This window comes from Pelagerythrobacter marensis, from assembly GCF_001028625.1.
GTDB lineage: Bacteria > Pseudomonadota > Alphaproteobacteria > Sphingomonadales > Sphingomonadaceae > Pelagerythrobacter > Pelagerythrobacter marensis.
This window is the reverse complement of record NZ_CP011805.1, coordinates 68139-88480: the sequence shown is the minus strand read 5'-3', so window position 1 is coordinate 88480 and position 20342 is coordinate 68139. Positions and strand designations below refer to the sequence as shown.

At 64.8% G+C, this 20342-nt stretch carries 16 protein-coding genes, 2 tRNA genes and 1 riboswitch; of the genes, 8 read left to right on the top strand and 10 right to left on the bottom strand.

Annotated features, from left to right (window positions below):
* Positions 1-88 precede the first annotated feature (88 nt).
* From AM2010_RS00430 to AM2010_RS00405, 6 genes are all read left to right on the top strand, one after another.
* Complete coding sequence (locus AM2010_RS00430) at positions 89-955, top strand: lysozyme family protein (RefSeq protein WP_047805403.1); 867 nt, start codon at positions 89-91, stop codon at positions 953-955.
* Positions 952-3105 (top strand): flagellar biosynthesis protein FlhA, encoded by a 2154-nt coding sequence (locus tag AM2010_RS00425; RefSeq protein WP_047805402.1) that lies wholly within the window; start codon positions 952-954, stop codon positions 3103-3105. Before AM2010_RS00430 ends, AM2010_RS00425 begins: the two co-directional genes overlap by 4 nt.
* Entirely contained in the window at positions 3102-3821 is a 720-nt protein-coding gene (locus AM2010_RS00420; protein WP_047805401.1) for a sigma-70 family RNA polymerase sigma factor, read from the top strand. The genes AM2010_RS00425 and AM2010_RS00420 overlap by 4 nt, the downstream gene beginning before the upstream one ends.
* Before the next feature lie 37 nt (positions 3822-3858).
* A riboswitch (cobalamin riboswitch) is annotated at positions 3859-4070 on the top strand.
* 168 nt (positions 4071-4238) lie between these two features.
* Entirely contained in the window at positions 4239-5114 is an 876-nt protein-coding gene (locus tag AM2010_RS00415; protein ID WP_047807551.1) for an ABC transporter substrate-binding protein, read from the top strand.
* Positions 5111-6094 carry a FecCD family ABC transporter permease gene (locus AM2010_RS00410; RefSeq protein WP_047805400.1) on the top strand — a complete coding sequence of 328 codons (984 nt, stop codon included), beginning with the start codon at positions 5111-5113 and terminating at the stop codon, positions 6092-6094. Before AM2010_RS00415 ends, AM2010_RS00410 begins: the two co-directional genes overlap by 4 nt.
* The gene (locus tag AM2010_RS00405; RefSeq protein ID WP_047805399.1) at positions 6091-6864 is read left to right on the top strand and encodes an ABC transporter ATP-binding protein; all 774 of its coding nucleotides are present in this window, start codon (positions 6091-6093) and stop codon (positions 6862-6864) included. The genes AM2010_RS00410 and AM2010_RS00405 overlap by 4 nt, the downstream gene beginning before the upstream one ends.
* Here AM2010_RS00405 and AM2010_RS13865 read toward each other — a convergent pair.
* The 7 genes from AM2010_RS13865 to AM2010_RS00375 form a co-directional block, all read right to left on the bottom strand.
* A complete protein-coding gene (locus tag AM2010_RS13865) occupies positions 6848-7033 on the bottom strand; it encodes a DUF1289 domain-containing protein (RefSeq protein ID WP_082132747.1) in 186 nt (61 codons plus the stop codon). The two genes, AM2010_RS00405 and AM2010_RS13865, sit on opposite strands and share 17 nt — an antisense overlap.
* A gap of 71 nt (positions 7034-7104) precedes the next feature.
* Positions 7105-9729, bottom strand: a complete 2625-nt coding sequence (locus AM2010_RS00400; protein ID WP_150115308.1) for a TonB-dependent receptor — start codon at positions 9727-9729, stop codon at positions 7105-7107.
* A 256-nt stretch (positions 9730-9985) separates the two neighbouring features.
* Complete coding sequence (locus tag AM2010_RS00395; RefSeq protein ID WP_047805397.1) at positions 9986-10462, bottom strand: hypothetical protein; 477 nt, start codon at positions 10460-10462, stop codon at positions 9986-9988.
* Positions 10463-10687: 225 nt separating this feature from the next.
* Positions 10688-11155, bottom strand: a complete 468-nt coding sequence (locus AM2010_RS14105; protein WP_047805396.1) for a hypothetical protein — start codon at positions 11153-11155, stop codon at positions 10688-10690.
* Between the two features lie 55 nt (positions 11156-11210).
* Complete coding sequence (locus AM2010_RS00385; RefSeq protein ID WP_082132746.1) at positions 11211-14288, bottom strand: TonB-dependent receptor domain-containing protein; 3078 nt, start codon at positions 14286-14288, stop codon at positions 11211-11213.
* 191 nt (positions 14289-14479) lie between these two features.
* Positions 14480-14555 (bottom strand) — tRNA-Thr (locus AM2010_RS00380).
* A gap of 60 nt (positions 14556-14615) precedes the next feature.
* Positions 14616-14689 (bottom strand) — tRNA-Cys (locus AM2010_RS00375).
* A gap of 144 nt (positions 14690-14833) precedes the next feature.
* Here AM2010_RS00375 and AM2010_RS00370 point away from each other — a divergent pair.
* Positions 14834-15643, top strand: a complete 810-nt coding sequence (locus tag AM2010_RS00370) for an acyl-CoA thioesterase (RefSeq protein ID WP_338047406.1) — start codon at positions 14834-14836, stop codon at positions 15641-15643.
* A gap of 28 nt (positions 15644-15671) precedes the next feature.
* Here the strand turns inward: AM2010_RS00370 and AM2010_RS00365 are convergent, their stop codons facing one another.
* The 3 genes from AM2010_RS00365 to AM2010_RS00355 form a co-directional block, all read right to left on the bottom strand.
* Positions 15672-16478: a crotonase/enoyl-CoA hydratase family protein gene (locus AM2010_RS00365; RefSeq protein WP_082132939.1), complete on the bottom strand. Its 807-nt coding sequence runs from the start codon at positions 16476-16478 to the stop codon at positions 15672-15674.
* Between the two features lie 63 nt (positions 16479-16541).
* On the bottom strand, positions 16542-16916 hold the full coding sequence (locus AM2010_RS00360) for a winged helix-turn-helix domain-containing protein (RefSeq protein ID WP_053043814.1): 375 nt from the start codon (positions 16914-16916) through the stop codon (positions 16542-16544).
* A gap of 134 nt (positions 16917-17050) precedes the next feature.
* Positions 17051-18256 (bottom strand): LL-diaminopimelate aminotransferase, encoded by a 1206-nt coding sequence (locus AM2010_RS00355; RefSeq protein ID WP_047807547.1) that lies wholly within the window; start codon positions 18254-18256, stop codon positions 17051-17053.
* 142 nt (positions 18257-18398) lie between these two features.
* Here AM2010_RS00355 and AM2010_RS00350 point away from each other — a divergent pair, with 142 nt between their 5' ends.
* Positions 18399-20258 (top strand): PHA/PHB synthase family protein, encoded by a 1860-nt coding sequence (locus AM2010_RS00350; RefSeq protein ID WP_047805394.1) that lies wholly within the window; start codon positions 18399-18401, stop codon positions 20256-20258.
* The last annotated feature ends 84 nt before the right edge of the window (positions 20259-20342 follow it).

The window sequence follows — 20342 nt, the reverse complement described above, 5'->3', positions numbered from 1 at the left end:
CATTTGCGGCATCGGCGCGACCGGGGAAATCAGTTCTGGCACACCTCTTGCTTAACCTCTGGCGAGTTCAGCCAATCCGGGGGCAATCTTGCCAGAGGTCACATCAGTTCAGCGCAGCCCGGCACAGGGTGACGCCGTCCAGGCGTCGATCGCCCGTGCCTCTGCCGCAACCGGGGTCGATTTCGATTATCTGCTCGCGCAGGCCAAAATCGAATCCAACCTCGAACCCGATGCCCGCGCGCGAACCTCCAGCGCTTCGGGCCTCTATCAGTTCATATCCTCGACCTGGCTCGAAACGCTCGACCGCCATGGCCGCACGCACGGGCTCGACTGGGCGGAAGCGGCAATCACGCGCAACGGCGGCCGGGCGACGGTCGGCGATTCGGGAATGCGCTCCCAAATCATGGCGCTGCGCTTCGATCCCGACGTGTCGTCGCTCATGGCGGCGGAGCTGGCGCGCGACAATGCGGGCGAACTGCGCGGCTTCCTGGGCCGCGAACCCGACCATGCCGAACTCTATCTCGCGCATTTTCTCGGCGCTGGCGGGGCCAAGAGCTTTCTCGGCGCGCTGCGCGACAATCCTCTAACCCCGGCGGCATCGCTCTTCCCCAAGGCGGCACAGGCCAATGCCGCGATCTTCTATCAGGGTGGGCGACCTCGCTCGGTGGACGACGTGATGGAACTGGTGCGCGGCAAAGTCGAACGCGCCAAGGAAGGCGGCGGCATCGCGCCCCCGATCATCGCAGGCGGAACCGGCGCTTACACGCCCGCCACCCCGGCGGCAGCGTTCAACCATGCCCGGCGCAGTTTCGCGGCCGAGCCGGAAGCTGCACCTTCCCGGCCCTCCATGGCCGAAACGCTTCAGGCGACCTTTGGCGGATCGGGCGCGCTGGGCGGTCGTGCCGCGCGGCAGGTGGGTGAAGCTTACGGCAAGTTCAGGGCGTTCGGGCTATGACCTGGCGGAACTTCCTGGCCCCTTCGATGGCGCTGCCGGTCGGCATTCTCGCGGTCATCGTGCTGATGGTCGTACCGATCCCGGCGGGGATGCTGGATCTTTTCTTCGTGCTCAACATCGCGCTTTCGGTCGCGGTACTGATGGCGGCGATGAATGCGGAAAAGCCGCTCGACTTTTCCTCCTTCCCCTCCGTCCTCCTGTTCGCGACGCTGATGCGTCTCGCGCTCAACGTCGCCTCCACCCGTGTCGTGCTGATGAACGGGCACGAGGGGGAAGCCGCGGCAGGCAAGGTGATCGAGGCCTTCGGCGCCTTCCTGATCGGGGGCAACTTTGCCGTCGGCCTGTTCGTCTTCATGATCCTGATGATCATCAACCTGGTCGTCGTGACCAAGGGCGCAGGCCGCGTTTCCGAAGTCTCGGCCCGGTTCACGCTCGACGCCCTGCCCGGCAAGCAGATGGCGATCGACGCCGATCTGGCCGCCGGGCTGATGACGGCTGACGAGGCCAAGGCCCGCCGGCGCGAAATCGCGACCGAGGCGGATTTCTACGGCTCGATGGATGGCGCCAGCAAGTTCGTGAAGGGTGACGCGATCGCGGCGCTGCTGATCCTGCTGGTCAATATCATCGCAGGCTTCGTGCTCGGCATGGCGACCCACGGATTGACTGCGGGCGAAGCGGGCCAGGTTTACGTCACGCTGGCGGTGGGCGACGCGCTGGTCGCGTCGATCCCGGCGCTGCTGCTGTCGATCGCCGCGGCGGTGATCGTCACCCGCGTGGCCGACTCGCGCGATCTCACCGGCCAGATCGGCGGCCAGTTGGCCGAGCCAGGCATCTGGCTTCCAGTCGCCTGCATCCTGGCCGCGATGGGCATGATCCCGGCCATGCCGCAATCGGTCTTCCTGCCCCTATCCGCAGGGGCCTTCGCGCTCTGGCGAATGCTCAGCAAGCGCAAGAAGTTCGTTCCCGCGGAAGAGCCGGAACCCGCGCCCGATCCCACCCGCATCGCGATTGGCGATGTGTCGGAACAGGCGCTGGTCACGGTCGAGCTGGGCTTCGGCCTGGTCCACCTGGCGGACGAGAAGCGCGGCGCACCGCTGGTCGCCCGGCTGACGGGCCTGCGGCGCCAGCTATGCCAGGCCTTCGGCTTCGTCGTGCCACAGTTTCGCATCAAGGACAGTTTCGATCTGGCGCCCGATTCCTACCGCGTCACGCTGGGCGGGGCACCGCTGGGCACCGGCAAGCTTCAGGCCGACAGGATGCTGGCCATCGACACCGGCGAGGCCGGCCGCCTGGCCGAAATTCCGGGCGAGGCGACGCTGGACCCCAGCTTCGGCTGCCCCGCGATCTGGATCGAACCCGCGGCGCGCGATCTCGCCGTGGCGGAAGGGTATCTGGTGGTCGATGCGGAAAGCGTGGTCGCCACGCACGTCAACCAGCTCCTGTCCGCAAGGCCGCAGGAACTGCTCGGCCCCGATCAGGTGCGCGAACTGCTCGACATGGTTCGCGATCGCAACGCGCAACTGGTGGAAACGATCACGCCGCAACCACTGTCGCTGGCCGCGATTACCCGCCTGCTGCGCGCCCTGCTGGCCGATGGGATCACCCTCGCCCACCCGATCCCCGTCCTTTCCAGCCTTTCGCAGGCGGCCCAGCAGACCACCGAGCATGAAAAGCTCGTCGACATGCTGCGTGCCGACCTCGGCCCTATGCTGGTCGGCAGTCTCTGTCCGCCAGACCAGCGTCTGCCAGTCATCACGCTGGCTGCCCAGCTGGAGGAAATGGTCGTGGGCGGAATGCAGGACCCGACCAGCGGCACGATCGTGATCGAGCCGGACCTGGCACGATCCATCGGCGAAAGGATCGCCGCCATCCTGGCAGAACGACCGGCAGCTGCGGGCACCCCCGCGCTGATCGTGCAGCCGCGCGCCCGCCGCCCACTGGCGAGCCTGTTGCGCCTGCGCGCGCCCGGCTGTGCCGTCCTGTCGATCAACGAACTTCCCGTCTCCCAGCCGATCGACGTGATCGCGGTGGTCGGAGGCGAAGGCGAATCCGCTCCACAGGCCGAACCGGCCCAGCCTGAACCGCGCGCCGGACAGGCGGAGCAGCCCGCACAGGGCCCGCAGATAAGAACGGAGGCGATGGCCGCATGAAACTCGATCATACCCAGTTCGCCGTGGCGGAAGCCTATCGCGGCAGCGTCGGCGACCGGGTGAGCCGGTTCCTGCCGATGGTCCGCAAGCTCGCCTGGCATCTATCGGGCAGCGGCGGCCCGACGGTCGACGTCGAAGACCTGATGCAGGCGGGCTTGGTCGCGCTGACCGAATGCGCGCAGAAGCACGATTCGCCCAGCGACGACGGTTTCGCCGCTTATGCCAAGCTGCGTGTGCGCGGGGCGATGGTGGATCTGCTGCGCAGCGCCTCCCCCGATACGCGCGGGGCGCGCAGCCGCCGCCGTCAGCTCGAGATCGCGCGCGCGAAGCTGCGCCGGTCGCTCGATCGCGAACCCGCGGCAGCCGATCTGGCCAAGGCGCTCGGCATGACGATCAAGGAATTTCTTCAGTTCGAACACGATCTGGCCGAAACCCGGATCGCCTCGCTCGATGAATGCTATTCGGAATCCGACGGGGCCTTCGCCTCCGCCGAGCCCGATGCGGAACGGCAGGTCCTGCAGCAGGAAGACCGCGAAAGCCTGATCGCAGCGCTCTCGAGCCTGGGCGAGCGGCACCAGTTGGTGATCCAGCTCTATTTCGTCGAGGAACTCAACTTGTCCGAAATCGCCGCGGTCCTGGAAGTCAGCGTGCCGCGTGTGCATCAGCTCAAGGCAGCGGCCCTGGCGAAGATGCGCACGGCGATGGACCGGATCTGACGGCCCGCACCGGAGATTGACAAGCACGCGCACGCGCCGCACTGACTGCGGCGACGGTTCCGTGCGGGCGAAAGCGCGCGCGGCGAAGAGGGAAGCCGGTGCAATGCCGGCGCTGTGCCCGCAACTGTAAGTGGGGAGCCCCGGGCCACCACGTCACTGGCGCTTCGCGATTTGCGCGAATGCCGCCGGGAAGACGGCCCAGGGCGTCGATCCGCAAGCCAGGAGACCTGCCGTCGCGTCGTTCGTCCGGGGAGCCGGGTCAGCTCCAGCCGACGGGAAACCGGGTTTCCCGCAGAATCGACAGCAATGGGCCGGGTTACCGGCGTCGGGTTCCATGCCCGGCGGGCCAAGACTGTCCAAGGCCGTGCGGGGAACCGGCATCCCGCCCGCAAGGCCGCCGTTTCGGGATCGCCGACAATGCCAGGCCCACCGCGCCTCCCACGCCCCGGGCGCCCCGCGTCGATCCTTTGGACGATCATATCGGCAATCGCCCTTGCCGGCTGCGCTGCGCCCACGCCGGGCGAGGCCGGGAATGGCCGGCCCCTGCGGATCGTCAGCCTCGATTACTGCGCCGACCAATACGTGCTTCGGTTCGCCGATCGGCAGGCGATCGCCGCGCTGTCGCCCGATGCCGGCAAGCGCTTTTCCTACATGCGCGATCACGCACACGGACTTCCCGCCGTCCGCCCGCGCGCGGCGGAGATCGTCGCGCTGCGGCCCGATCTGGTCGTCCGGTCCTATGGCGGCGGGCCCGACATCGTATCGTTCCTCGACGATCTCGACATTCCGGTGGTGCAGATCGGCTTTCCCCAGACCATCGCCGAAGTGCGAGAGGAAGTGGTCCGCATGGCGAACGCACTCGGCGCCGGGGACGAGGGACAGCGCGTCGCAGCAAAGATGGATCGCCGGCTCGCCGCGCTTCCCACCCCCGCGGACGCCCCGCTCACCGCGCTCTACATGACGCCGGGCGGGGTCACCTCTGGCGAAGGCACTCTGGTTCATGAGGTTCTGCGCAGCGCCGGACTGGCGAATTTTCAGGATCGACCCGGCTGGAACCCCCTGCCCCTCGAACGGCTCGCCTACGAGCGGCCCGATGTGATCGCAGCCGCGTTCTATGACGGGGCGATGGGCGACACGGACCTGTGGAGCGCCGCACGCCACCCGGTCGCTCGCGCGCAGCTGGCGCAGCGCCCTGTGGTGGCGCTGGAGGGGGCCTGGACCAGTTGCGGCGGATGGTTCCTTGTCGACGCGATCGAGGCGCTGGCCGACGTTCGGCGCGAGGCTTCCCAATGACGGCACGGGTAAATCTGGCATTGGCCGCCCTGCTGGCAGGTACGATCTTCCTCGCCCTGTTGCTCGGTTCGGTTGCGCTACCACCGGCGGCAGTGTTCGCCGCGCTCGGTTTCCACGGCGAGCCGGGCGACATTCTGGTCGTCTGGCAGATCCGCCTGCCCCGCGCACTGGCCGCGGCAATGGTCGGCGCGGCATTGGGCATGAGCGGCGCGGCGCTGCAGGGCCTGTTGCGCAATCCGCTGGCGGAACCGGGCATCCTTGGCGTTTCCGCGACGGCCGCACTGTTCGCGACTTTCGTGCTGTTCTTCGGCCTTGCCGGGGCCGGGGCGCTGGTCCTCCCCCTCGCCGCCGTGGCCGGCGCGCTGGCCGCGACCATTCTGGTCGGTCTTGCCGCGCTGCGCGCCCGATCGGCGGTAACGCTGATCCTGGTAGGGATCGGCCTGTCGAGCTTTTCCGCCGCGCTCATGGCGCTGCTGATGAACCTGGCCCCCAACCCCTTCACCCTGGCGGACATGATCAACTGGACGCTGGGCACTGTCGCCAACCGCAGCTTCGTCGATCTCGCGCATGCGGCGCCTTTCCTTCTCGTTGGTGCCGCCATCCTGTTTGTCAGCCGGCGCGGGCTGGCGGCGCTGACGTTGGGGGAGGAAGCCGCCGAGGGGATCGGCCTCGACCTGCGGCGTCAGCGGTTGGCCACGATCCTCGGCGCCGGGCTAGCGACCGGTGCGGCAGTATCGCTGGCCGGTGCGATCGGCTTCGTCGGGATCGTCGCGCCGCATCTGGTGCGCCCGCTCGTCGGCCACGATCCGGCCCGACTGCTGGTGCCATCCGCACTGCTCGGCGCGCTGGTGCTGGTCCTCGCCGATATCGGCGTGCGGCTGCTGCCGACCGACGCTGAGCTGCGTCTTGGTGTCGTCGCCGCGCTGATCGGCGCGCCGATCTTCGTGTGGATCGCCGCGCGGGGGAGGCTGGTACGATGAGCGTTCTCGAAGCGCACGGCCTTACGTATCACGCCCAGGGGAAACCATTGGTGACGGATGCCAGCTTCCGGCTGGAGCCGGGCGAGCTGACGATGCTGATCGGCCCCAACGGTTCGGGCAAATCGACCCTGCTGCGGCTGGCGCTCGGCCTGCTCGCTCCCGACGTGGGGGAGGCGCTGATCGACGGCACGAATGTTCGCACCCTTTCCCCTGTGGCGCGCGCGCGCAAGGCCGCCCATCTTCCGCAAACCCGCCCACTTGCCTGGCCGATGCCGGTGCGCGACGTGATTGCTCTCGGCCGCTTCGCTTACGGTGCCGCGCCCGGCCGTCTGGCTGCCGAGGATAGCGCGGCGGTCGCGCGCGCCATCGCCGCCTGCCGCCTTGCCGGGTTCGAGGACCGCGCTGCTGACACACTTTCGGGCGGAGAGCTGGCCCGTGTCCATCTCGCACGCGCGCTCGCGACCGAAGCTCCGCTGCTGATCGCTGACGAGCCGGTGGCCGCGCTCGACCCGCGATATCAGCACGAGGTCGCGCAGTTGTTCGCCCATGCCGCGCACGAGGGGCGCGGGGTGCTCACCGTGGTTCACGACCTGCCCCTGGCGGCGCGCTATGCCGACCGCCTGATCTGGATGAAGGACGGGCGGATCGTCGCCAATGGAACGGTGGAAGAGACGATGACTGCGGCGCGCCTGGCCGATGTCTTCGGCATCGCGGCGAAGATCGAGCGGAGCGAGAGCACGCTGACGCTGAGCGTTATCGGCCCGGCCTGAAACTGGCCAGACGCGCCGCCGCAGCCCGCGCGATCTCTCGCCGCTCCGCCTCTTCCGCGGCCTGCCAACGGCCGATCTCGTCTAGCGTCCGCCCGCATCCTTCACACAGCGTTCCCTCGGTGGAGAGGCGGCAGATATTGCGACAGGGGGAGGCAACCGGTTCGTCCATCCCCGCCCCGTGCGCGATCCCGGCCTGCGATTGCAATCCTTTCTTCGCCTCGCCGCACTTGCATCGGCGCGCTAGAACCGCTTGCGAACAGCTAGCTTCACCAGCCGCCCGAGCGGGTCGACTTCGTAACGGGCGAAGCCGGGCGGGACACTGCCATCGGACAGTGTCACGCGGCGATAGCTGTCGAACAGATTGTCCACGTCCAACGACAGCCTGAGGTTGGCCAGCCATCCGGCATCGTCGGGGTTGGACGAAAGGGCGCCCGGCTCCACGAACAGGCCGAGATCGACGGTCACCGGGGGGCGATAAAGGAAGTCTGAACCGGCCGACGCGGCGGCAGAGGCTTTGACACGCGATCGGCTGCTCCACGTCGCCTGCAGGTTCGCGCCCAGCGCCTTGCGCCCTATGGTCGCGCGCGCCGAGAGCGCGTGGCGTGGCTGGCCGGTTTCCGCCAGTCGGTCGATCAGGGGTGCGCCCGAGTGGACCAGCAGCTCGCTTTCCAGCTTCCAGGTGTGATTGACCGATAGCGTATAGCGCAGCGGATCGCGCCCCGGCGTCGCACGGAGGCCCGATGCCCCGGCAGGATCGGGCAGGCGCAGGCTTATCCCCGACACCAGCTCGGCTTGCGAACTGCGCGCGATGTTGATTGACCGCGCATCGACAGCGACCAGCCGCCCGGCACCGTCGCGAGTGATCCGTTCCGGGAAAGCGGCCTCCGTCACCGGCGTCAATTCGGGAAAGGGGGCAATCCCCCCCCGCCCCTCGTTCCGGCGATAGCGGATGTCGACCGTGATCGCCCGACTGTCTGGCGGGCGGAGCTGGGCAGACAGCGACAGCGCGCGCTGACTCCCCCGATCGAGCGCTGGATTGCCGCCCGTAATCCAGATGGGTTCGGCGATTTCCTGTCGCACGAAATCATACACCCGCTTCACCGTTTCGACACGCGGAGCGCCGAGATCGTCATTCGACGGGGCGGTTTCGCGATGTTCGAAGTTCCCGCGCAGCCGGACGAACGCTACCGGAGACCAGGTGAAGCCTGCGCTGTACTGCCTGCGCAAAGCGCTACCCGAACTGGCCTGGCCACCCGCCGCGAGGTCTAGCGAAAGGTCGCCGAGCGGGAGGAGCCCGGTTTCGTCCCGCCGGGCGAGCGGTATGCTCAACGCAAGTTCGCCGCCACCGCGCCGGTAGGTCGTGCGGGTACCGCCGGGCTGGGCGTTGCCGAGGCGGTCGAGCGGCGTGAAACGGCTCTGGCTGTTCATCGCATCCAGAGTGAGGGTGGCGTTGACGGGGGCGGCGGCCAGTTCGAACAGCGGCTTTGCAGCGTTGAGCCGGACGCTCAGGTTATCGCTGTCCGACCGGCTGCGTGTCGCCGAAAGCAGGCTGCGCGACCACGGGCGGTAGGGATTGAAACCGGCGTCGTCGTCCAGCCCACTCTGCACCTGTTCCAGATCGACTCCATGCTCTCGCAGGTTGCGACCGCGATTATGGCCATACACGGCGGAGACGTTGGTGCGCCAGCCAACGATGCGGCCTGACAGGGTTGCGGAGATGCTCAGCGATCGGGTGTCGTTTTCGTTGCGCAGGGCCGTGTCACCCGCCAGCGGACGAACCAGCGCGACATCGCCTGCGAAGGGTGACCACCGGTTCGCCGCCGGCAGGACAGCCGAAATGTGCGGCAAACCGCGTCGGTCGGTGCTGTCGCTGGCCGTCGCCGTCAGGTTCACGGAGGCATTGAACGCGCCGAGCCGCCGACTCGCGCCGAGATTGAGGCTGAGAGTGCGCTGTGCCGGCAGGAGGCTGGCGAAACGGGCCGCCTCGACCACAGATGCCGGGTCGCGCACCCCGGCAAAATCGGCCAGCGCGGGCTGCCCCGTATCGGATGGGTCGGGCGGCGGCGCAACCGTCACGATCTCACCCGCGATCGCGCTCAGGGCCGGATCGATCTCTCCGCCGTCCAGCGCGGCGATGTAGCCAACGAGGTCCACGGTTCCGCGCTGAACGTCGCGCGCGCTTTCGCGCAGGGCGCTGTCGTAGGAGACCCGGCCCTGGACGTTCCATCGCGTCGGGCCGGAAATCGCGACCTGCCCGACGCCGAGATCGCCGCCGTGACGCCCCCCGCGCGTAGGGGTCCGCGCGGCAAGTTCCGCGTTGCGGCTCGCGAACCGTTTCTTGAGGACGAGGTTGACCACCCGCTTGCCTGCCGGATGGCCGTATCGGGCGGCGGCATTGGGTTCGAGCACGCCCATTCGCTGCAACGCCTCGGGCGGATAGGCGAGGATCGACCGGTCGAAGCCAACGTCCTTCCCGTTGACGAGGATCACCGGTTCCTCCCCCGACGGGTCGATCAGCGGGCCCAGACGTTCGAGCAGTTCGGAGATGGTGCCGGCCCCGTGCGAAGCGATTTCATCCTCCGCGATTTCGGTTTCGGCGGCGACCTCCGCTTCGCCATAGCGCGGCGCGGTGACGACGATGTCCGCATCCCTGCCGGCCCTGTCGCCCGTTTCGTCTGGCGCAGCCGAGGCGCTGCTGGCGCTATCCCGATCCCTGGCAGTGGCGGTTGCCGAAGCCGGATGGAGGGGGAGGATGATGGCGAGCGCGACGGCCAGGCCGCCCCCATACCGCACCACGGCCCCCGCGCCGCGTACGCCAGCACCAGTGGTGCCGCCTGGGTTGGGGGGCGCTGCCGGTCGCTTCATACGGGCCAGTCATGCCCTATTGCAGTTTTAATCGCCACGGTCGGCCACCGATACACTGAGACCCGAAGGGCGACGCCGGTAAGGGCGCCGCAACAAAAAAGTGGTGCCGCAGCCCGGTTGAGGGCCGCGGCACGAGTCTGGGCCTGGTGAAGGCCTCACGCGCTGGACAGGCGCATGAGTTCAGGAGAGTGGCGGTCTACTACGCCGCCACCAATGCCGCGGCCCAGGCCAGGGTCGCGACCTTCCCGTCGAACGATCAAGGAGTGATCGAACCGCCCGACGGCGAATTGAGCGTCAGTGTACCGGCAATGGTGCAGTCGCCGGTGCCCGGCGCGGTTTCCGGCAGCGTGGTGTTGACGGTCAGCGTCTTGGCGCTGTTGTCCCACTGCCCGCTGATATCGCCCGAGCACCCGCCCGACGTAATGGTGTTCACCGAAACGTTGAACAGAGTGAGCGTTGTGCCGTCCGGCTGCAGTTCCGCGAGGTAGGGTGTGCCGTTGAAGGTGATCGTTCCGCAGGGAAAGCCGCTGAACGACGGAGTGGCTGAAGCAGTCGCGCCGCCCGAAGGCACCGTTGCGTTGATCGTCAGCGGGCAGTTGAGGCTTATGCCCTTCTGCACGGCGACCGTTCCCGACATCTGCCAGCTTCCGGAAGGCGACCAGGTGTCTGCGCTGGCCGAAGTCGCTGTGCAGAGCGCGGCTGTGGCGGCGAGTGCAACCAATGTCTTTTTCATAGTTCCTCTCCTCAGATTTCAGTTCTCGTTGAACACCGTTTCCGGCGACTCGACCGATTCGGGCCAAGCACATTTACGTTAACATCAATGTTAGTAATTGCAATAGATGCTGCCCATGAGCCCGCAGTCATTTAGCTTCCAGCCATATGTTCTGGTCCGCTTTCGGAATGATCCCCTGTTTCGTAACGATCGCAGCCTCGAATACAGGCGTGCCAGGCGACGTAGTTAGGGTACGATGGAGCCGGCGGAAGGACTATTCAGCGTCAACACTGCCTGAATAAAACAGTCATCTGTGCCAGGTGTGTCTGTCGGAACGATGGTATCAATCGTCAGTGTTTTGGCAACGTTATCCCATTGCCCGCTCAGGTCGCCAGAACAACCACCCGAACTGATCCCGACCATCACGACATCATGCAGTGTCAGCGTCGTTCCATCAGGCTGCAATTCCGCGAGATAGGGCCTCTCCATGAAAAAGAAGCAATGAGGCCCAAAGAAGCTAGGTGTCGCAGACGCTGTTGAACCTGGAGATGGTACAGCGAAATCGATTGTCATTGGGCACTGCGCAGTAAGTCCTTTGGAAACCATTGCCCAGCCGGACATCTGCCAATTACCTGACGGCGACCACATATCTGCCTGTACTGTAGAGCTCGCGCAGGCGCTTGCGAAAGCAACAAGAAAGAACGGAATCCTCATCACTTTTATCTCTCCTTCTGAGTATGTTTTACGTTGATCCTCTTACCAAGACTGATCAGAATCCCACCGTCGCGCTAAATCCGATGATGCGCGGATCGAGCGTGAAGACATTCGTGGTCAGGCCCAGATCATCGCTGTTGGTGAAGAAGTCCGTGATCGGCGCGTTGTCGAACAGGTTCTTGACGTAAAGCTGCATCGTGAAGTGATCATCCGGACGGGACAGGGTGACCGCGGCGTTCACATTGTCCCACCCCTTCAGCCGGTCGTACTCGGTGTTGTAGATACGAGCGAAGCTTTCCGACTGGCGGTAGTAGTCGCCACGGAACGTCAGTTCCCAATCCCCATCGTCGATGAAGAAGGTATATTGCGCACCGATATTGAAGGTCATGTTCGGCGCATTGGGCAGTTCGTTGCCCGAGAGGTCGGCATAGAAACCTCGACCGGCGTTAGGCGCACCGCTGCCGCCGTCAGCGATATTCAGACCGACCGTGTCCGGATTGTAAGGTGCGAACGGGTCGTAAGTGAAACCATAGACGGCCGGATAATTGAAGCCCTTTTGCGGCGCATCGGGATTGAAAGAGCCGACGCGGTTCGACCCCGGGCACAGCACCATCAAAGCCTGCGGTGTAATGCCGAACTGATGGAACGGATTCTGATAGATCTTCTCGACAAATTCCCGGGGAGCTATGCAGTTCGATGGCACCTGCAACCAGGGGCGCAGCACGACCCAGTCCTCATTCCCCTGGGTGCGATTGGTCACGTCGATCGACCGCTCACCGTCGGCGATACGCGTCTTCAGATAACCCAGCGTCGCATTCAGACGGAACGCCCGCGATGGGCTCCACGCGGCTTCGAATTCGAGGCCCATGCTGGATGCATCGAAGTTCTCGTTATAGGCGATACGATCGACGATCTGCGAGACCTGATAGTCGGTATAATCGTAGTAAAACGCCGCCGCGTTGAGAGTGAAGCGCCCATTTGCGAAGCTGTTCTTCATCCCGATTTCGAAGGCGTTCAGATATTCGGGTTCGAACGTTTGCGGCAGTGGCTGATACTGCACCACGTCGGGGTTGAAATCGACCCGCGGCGGATTGGTCCCCCCGCCCTTGTAGCCGCGCGAGGCCAAGGCATAGACCAGCGTATCGTCGGTAAAGGACAGATCGGGCTTCCAGTCCAACGCCAGGCGACCGGTAAACTCGCTCCACCTCTGTTCGATATCCGGCAGCGCGGGATATCCGCTGTTCACACGTCCGCCGGAACTGTCGCCGGGCAGGGGACCTTCCTGTCCACCGCCAAGTAATGTCTGACTGGGGATCTGGTCGGACAGTTTCTCGTCCCGCGTATAACGCAGGCCGGCCGTCAGTTTCAGCCGATCGTTGATGTCCCAATACAGTTCGCCGAACGCAGCCCAGGATTCGATCTCGACCCCGTTCTGACTGAGGAAGTAATTGTGTCCCTGATTGTTGACATTCTCCAGCGGATTAGGGTCGATATAGACGCATTCATACCCTTCAAATCCGAGTTCGCACGGATCCAAAGTATAACCATTGCCACGGTTATAGTGATATTGAGCAATCAATGTGAACAAATTATTGAATACATAATAATTGTCTTTCGATTCAAAATTCAAATAGTTCGCGCCCAAACTGAAATTCACCGGCCCTGAAAAATCGGATTGCAGGCGAAATTCCTGCGACCACTGCTTATTTTCCGAATGACTGAGATCGCGCGACAAAATCCGGTCAGAACAACCGAGTTGGGGATCGCAGAATTGTCCGTCCTGATAAGGGTCCCAGCCATCGGGAACCGGATTTCCAAATATGTCGGTCAGATTGTCGCCAATGTCATTGAACACTGGCGCAGAAACGTAGCGGCTGTAATCCTGCGATGAATAGTAGCTGTCTTCCGCATAGGTCGTCTGCGAATAGAACGTCAGTCCCTCGGTCAAGTCCAGTTCCATGTTGAGCTGGAAAATATCGTTGTTGGCGCGGAATATCGGGTCGATGGCGGCGGAAATCTCGCGCAGATCTCGCGATTGTGTGATCCCGGCATAGGGATCGCCGGGAAGGAGGAATGGTACCGACTGCACCAACGGGAACACCCGCCCATCGATCCCCTGCGCCATCACCTCTTGCGGAACGGTGATGAATACGAACGAGTTACCGTTCGGAGCACCATACGATCTGTCGTCATAGAGCGAGACCGGCAGGCAGCCCTGGCTCAGACGCCCCCGGCTGACGTTCCCCTGCATACCCGAGTCGGTCGGGACGCCGCCGATCTCGGCCGGCCCCGGATCGGGCGCACAGAGCTGCTTTCCGGTGCGCGAGCGGTCATCGTCTTCCTCGAAATGCTGCCAGATCGCGTTGAGGCGAAAGTTGTCGCTCGGTTCGAACCCGATCGAGAGGCGGGTTGACCACAAGTCGCGCCCATTCACCCGCTTGCCAGTGAAAGTGTTGAAATCGTACCCGTCGCGCTTCGTCATCATGGCCGCTCCGCGCACGGCCAGACTATCGCCCAACGGCACGTTCACATGGCCGCTGAGGCGCCGGGTATCGTAGCTGCCGGCTTCCCCCCTTAAGCGTCCGCTGAATTCCGAGAACTCGGGGAGCGCCGGGATCATGTTGACCACGCCCGCCGTGGCGTTGCGGCCATAGAGCGTGCCCTGGGGCCCGCGCAGCACCTCGATCCGTTCCATGTCGAAGAATTCGGATTCGAACAGCCGGTTACGGATCAGCGCAGTGTTGTTGAAGCTGACCGCCACGGCAGGGTCGGTCGATGCCGAGATCGCCTTGGTCCCGATCCCGCGGATCGAGAAGTTGTACATGCTGAAATTGCTTTTCGAGAAGTTGACGTTGGGCACCGCGCGCAGCAGTTCCGATCCGCCTTCGATCTTGTAATCGTCCAGCGCCTCGTTCGAAAGCGCGGTGATCGCGATCGGCACGTCGATCAGCCGCTCCACCCGTTTTTGCGCGGTGACGATGATCACCGGGCCGCTGACGGCATCTGCGGGCGTCTGCGCCTCCGCAGAAGGTGACGCCTGCGCCTCCCCTTCCTGCGCCAAGGCGGCCGATCCGCCCCCCGCGATCAGAGCCAGAAAACTGCAGGCACAATAGCAACTACGGGCAATCCGCATGATGTCCTCTCCCTTGTCGACCGCGAATCCTTTTTCGGATTCGTCGTTCCTTGTTCCCGCAGCATCTGTAGCTTAACTGACATTGATGTCAATGTAGCGGGTGCAGTTACTCGAAATTGGATCGGAATCCTCGCGCGCACCGCCCGGCGGCAGCGCGAATCGGATAGGAAACAAGAGGAGGGAGAAGCGAATGGTGCCGCTTACGTGACTCGAACACGTGACCCCATCATTACGAATGATGTGCTCTACCAACTGAGCTAAAGCGGCACTGATCGCGGGCCTTTATCGGCACTGCGGGTGGCCCGCAATGCCCTGCTTCGCGAAGAGTGGAGGCCCGAGCCGGAATCGAACCGGCGTGCAAGGATTTGCAGTCCTCTGCGTAACCACTCCGCCATCGGGCCTCGTCCCCCTGCATCGGCGGAATGCAAAAGGAAGCGGCCCCCTAGCGGCTCGGTCGCGCCAAGGCAATCGGTTAGGTGCCTTGCTCGTAGAACGCTCCCGGCGATCCCGCGTGGCGGCGACCTTACGTTACGTCAGTCTGGACCATGCCTGACGAATACGTAAAGCTGCCGGGCATGAGCATTGCCAGCCTGATCGATCCCATTACCGCCGCCGGCGGTCCCGCCAATCTCTCGCAGGCCGACGCCTGGATGCAGGGGCGCACCCTTTATGGCGGTGCCCTGGGGCTGGTTGCCTATACGGCGGCGATTCGCGCCTTTCCCGACTTGCCGCCACTGCGCGCTGCACAGATCGGTTTCATCGCCCCGATTGGCGGAGAGATCGAACTGCGGCGCGAGATCGTGCGCCAGGGCCGCAACGTGGCCCAGGTCCGCAGCGAGATCTGGGTCGGCGGCCAATGTGCACTCACCGCAATGTGGCTGTTCGGCACGGCGCGCGAGCCGAATGCCGTCCATCCCTCCGCCCGCCCCGAAGACTGGCCCGGCGGGCCGGAGGGGGCCGAACCTGTCATGGTCGATGCGGGGCCAGCCTTCATTCGCAACAATTTCGAACTGCGCCGGGCGCAGGAAGAACGCGGCCCGGGCGCGCCGGTGGTGCGGCGATGGGCCCGGCTGACCGAGCGCGATGTGCTGGACCCGATATCCGAACTGATCCTGATGGGCGATGTCCTGCCGCCCGGCGCGATGCGCGCGATGCAACGGCAGGGGCCGGTCAGCTCGATCAACTGGTCGTTCAACCTGCTCGGCACCGCGCCCGCCACGCGCGACGGCTGGTGGCTGTCGGAAAACGCCAGCCAGCACGCCGACGAAGGCTATTCCTCCGAACGGTTGCGGTTGTGGAATGCCGATGGGCAGCAGGTCCTCGACGCGATGCAGGCGGCGGCGATTTTCGGCTGATGCCACCTGCGCCGATTCGGGCCGGCGATCAGACGTCGGCGAACTTCGGCGCGCGCTTTTCCATCCCGGCCATCACCGCCTCGACCTGATTGGGCGTGCGCATGACCTTGTGCTGTTCGATGCTTTCTTCGACCAGGATTTCATCGGTTGGGCGATCGGCCATCGCCGCAAACAGCCGCTTGGCCCCGCGAATCGCGTGCGGGCTGCGGTTCGCGATTTCCTGCGCAATCGCAGTTGCGCGGGCCAGCGGATCGCTGTCGACATGCGTGGCCAGGCCCATGTCCAGCGCTTCTTCGCCGCTGAATTCGCGGTTGGTATAGACCAGTTCGCGCAGCACATCGTCGCGGATCAGCCCGCGCCAAAGCGCGAAGCCGCCCATGTCGGGCACCAGGCCCCATTTCATTTCCATGATCGCCATGCGTGTGTCGGGCGCGACAACGCGGATATCCGCCCCGCTGGCAATTTGCATCCCGCCCCCGAAGCACACGCCGTGGACCGCCGCGATCACAGGCACGGGCAGCTTGCGCCATTGCACGGAAACCTGCTGGAACAGGTTCGCATTGCCATGGGTGCGCGCGGACAGCGGCGGGGCGTCGGGATCGGGCAGCTTGCCGAAGTTCGACAGGTCGAGCCCGGCGCAGAATGCCCGCCCTTCTCCCGACAGGACGACAGCGCGCAGGCCCTTCATCTCGTGCAATGCCTGACCCGCTTCGATGATGCGGGCGAACATGTCGGGATCGAGCGCGTTCATCTTGTCGGGGCGTGTCAGCCGCACTTGCGCGACGCCGTCCTCGCCCAGTTCGATCGACACCCGCTCGTTCTCGCGAAATTTCATGGTCATCCCCGCCCTTCTCGTACCTGTGTTCGGTCGATCCGGTTTGCGCACCGGCATCGCATATCAGGCGGCATCGTTGCGCAAGCATTCGGGGCTGTCCAGCGCTTCGTTGGCAACCCGCAACAGATAGCCGCGGTCGGGAATGGTCGCGATCAGGCCGTCCACCCCCGCCGCGCGCAGGCAGGCCCTGATCCGGCACACGGCAACCGCCACGCGGTTCGTCAGCGGATCGAAGTCGAGCCGCCAGACGTGACGGAGAAGCTGCCGGCGGGTGACCGGCTCGCCCGCCCGTTCGGCGAGATGCCACAAAACGGCGAATTCGCGTGGGTGAAGGCCCAGCCAGCGCGCATCCACCCGCGCATCGCGATGAAACATGTCGAGCAGCGCAGGCCCTGCCCTGATCGTGCGCGGCAACGGCGCCGGTTCCCCTTCTTCCATGGGCAACATCATGCCCAATACCGGCTTTGCATAGACCCTCCCCATCGCGCGCTTCGCGGCGGCAGAGCTAGAAAGTGGACGATTGAGCCGTCAACGCCGGCTAGGTCCGATCCGAAGCAATCGGGCGGTGCACCTCAGCCGGTGCCGGCCGCCGCATTGATGCCGAGCGATCCGAAGTAACGCTTCACATTGCGGGCGGCCTGGCGCAGGCGCTGTTCGTTTTCGACCATCGCGATGCGGACATAGCCTTCGCCCTCCTCACCATAGCCGACACCGGGCGCGACGGCGACATCGGCATGGGTCAACAACTGCTTGGAAAATTCGAGGCTGCCCATCTCCTTCAGCGCGGACGGCAGGGGAGCCCAGGCGAACATCGACGCCGGCGGCGCGGGGATATCCCACCCCGCACGGCCGAACGCCTCTACCATGACGTCGCGGCGCTTGTGATAGAGCTGCCGATTGGTCTCCACGATATCCTGCGGCCCGTTCAATGCAGCGCAGGCGGCCGCCTGGATCGGAGTGAAAGCTCCGTAATCGAGGTAGGACTTCACCCGGCTCATCGCCGCGATCAGATCGCGGTTGCCGACCGCAAAGCCCATCCGCCAGCCGGCCATCGAATAGGTTTTCGACATCGAGGTGAATTCGACCGCGACATCCTTCGCGCCCTTCACCTGCATGATCGAAGGGGTCGGGTTGCCGTCGAAATAGAGTTCCGAATAGGCAAGGTCGGACAGGATCCAGACCTTGTTCTCCTTCGCCCAGGCCACCAGCCGCTCGTAGAAAGCCAGGTCGACCACCTCCGCCGTGGGGTTGGAGGGGTAGTTGACCACCAGCACGCTGGGCCGCGGTACGGTGAAATACATCGCCTTTTCGAGGCTGCGGAAATACTGCTCGTCCGGCGTGGTCGGAACCGAGCGGATCGTCGCCCCGGCAATGATGAAACCGAAGGTGTGGATCGGGTAACTCGGGTTCGGCGCCAGCACGACGTCGCCCGGCGCGGTGATCGCGGTGGCGAGGCTGGCCAGCCCTTCCTTCGATCCCATTGTCACGACCACTTCGGTTTCGGGGTCGAGATCGACGCCGAAACGCCGGCCATAGTAATTCGCCTGGGCGCGGCGCAGGCCGGGGATGCCCTTGGACTGCGAATAGCCGTGAGCATCGGGCTTGGCCGCGACTTCGCACAGTTTCTCGATCACATGGGCGGGCGGCGGCTGGTCGGGATTGCCCATGCCCAGGTCGATGATGTCCCGCCCCGCGCGCCGGGCCGCGTGCCGCATCGAATTAACTTCGGCGATCACGTAAGGCGGCAGGCGCTTCATGCGGTAGAATTCGGTATCCATCGACCTCATCTCAAAAAGGCGTGCGGGACCACCCCCGGTCCCGCTTCGGCAACGCTGATGCGAAACCGTAACCGAATAGCGGTCGCGGTGAAATGCGCTTTTGGCTATTGTGCCGCCAATCGCGACTTCGAAGGAGCGCATAATGCCGGAACGCCAGGACCCATTCGCAACCTTGTTCGACATGCAGGCGGAGGCGATGCGCGAGATGTTCGGGCGGTTCGCCGGCACCGTAAACGACCCGGCCGAAGCGGACCTGGGCCAGTGGACCGAAGCGGCCGAGCAACTGCGCACGATGTGGCTCGACTTCGTGCAGGAACGGATGGCCGGCGGCGGCGATCCCGCAAATCCGCTCGATCCGGCGCACTGGATGCAGATGGCGCAAGGCTGGGCCCGCTCCGCCCCGTTCGACCCCGCCGCCGCGCAGCGCATGATGGCCGACGGGATGGAGCTATGGCAGAATCTGGCCGGCGCGATGCTGAACACAGGCGGCGAAAGCGCTGGCGAGGATGATCGGGAAAAACCCGCTCTCCCCCGGCAGGACAGGCGCTTTTCCGATCCTGCCTGGCGCGAGCATCCCGCCTACCTGCTGCTGCATCAGACCTATCTGATGCTGGCCGACCATTTCACCCGCGCCGCGAAGGAGATCGACGGCGTTCCCGAAGAGCAGAAAGGCCAGCTGACCCTCGCCACCCAGGCTATGCTCGACGCGATGAGCCCGGACAATTTCATTGCCACCAATCCGGCGGTGCTGAAACGGACGGTCGAAACCTCGGGACAGAATCTGGTGAAGGGGATGCAGCACCTGATTGCCGACCTGCAACGCGGCCAGTTGACGCACACCGATGCCGAGGCCTTTACTCTGGGCGAGAACCTTGCCGCCACGCCCGGCAAGGTGGTGCATGAAACCCCGCTCTACCAGCTTATCCAGTACAACCCGGCGACCCCCGATGTTTTGGCCGTGCCACTGGTCATCTTCCCCCCGTGGATCAACCGGTTCTATATCCTCGATCTCACGCCCGCGAAGAGCTTCATCAAATGGGCCGTGGATCAGGGGCTGAGCGTGTTCGTGGTCAGCTGGAAATCGGCCGATGCGAGCACCAAGGATGTCGTCTGGGACGACTACATCCGCGCCCAGATCGACGCGATCGACCATGTGAGAGCGCGACTGGACGTCCCCGCTGTCCATTCGATCGGCTATTGCGTCGCGGGCACCACGCTGGCTGCCACGCTGGCGATCCTGGCGCGCCGGGGCGAAGCGGACAAAGTCGCCAGTGCGACGTTCTTCACCGCGCAGGTCGATTTCGAAAAGGCCGGGGAACTGCGCAGCTTCATCGACGGCACGCAGCTGGAAATGATCGGCAAGCTATCGCCCGACGGCTATCTCGACGGGCGCTATATGGCCGCCACGTTCAACGCACTGCGCGGCAAGGATCTGATCTGGAACTACGTCGTCAACAACTACCTGCTGGGCGAAGACTATCCTGCTTTCGACCTGCTGCACTGGAACGGCGATGTGACCAACCTGCCGGCGAAATGGCACGGCGATTATTTGCGCGATCTCTATCGTGACAACAAGCTGGTCGTACCCGATGCGCTCGAAGCCGACGGAACCCCGATCGACCTCGCCCGGATCGAAACGCCGGCTTTCGTCCAGGCCGGGCGGGACGATCATATCGCCCCGGCTGAAAGCGTGTGGCGCACCACGCGCCATTTCCGGGGCGATACCACTTTCGTGCTGGCAGGTTCGGGCCATATCGCCGGCGTGGTCAACCCGCCCGCGGCGAACAAGTACCAATACTGGACCGGCGACAGCGCCGCACCATCGCTGGAAGCGTTCGTGGAGGGCGCGCGCGAACATCCCGGTTCGTGGTGGCCCCACTGGTTCGAATGGCTGCAGCAGCGCGACGATGCGAGAGTGCCGGCCAAGGGCAAGCGCAAGCCCGGCGGCCGGGGCGACAAGGTGATCGAGGATGCACCGGGCCGCTACGTCAAGATGCGCTGAACCGCTCTGAAATAATAACCTGCCGCGATGATTGGCTAAACGTCATCGTCCGGATTCTCCCCCGGATCAACCGCCGCGCGTGCG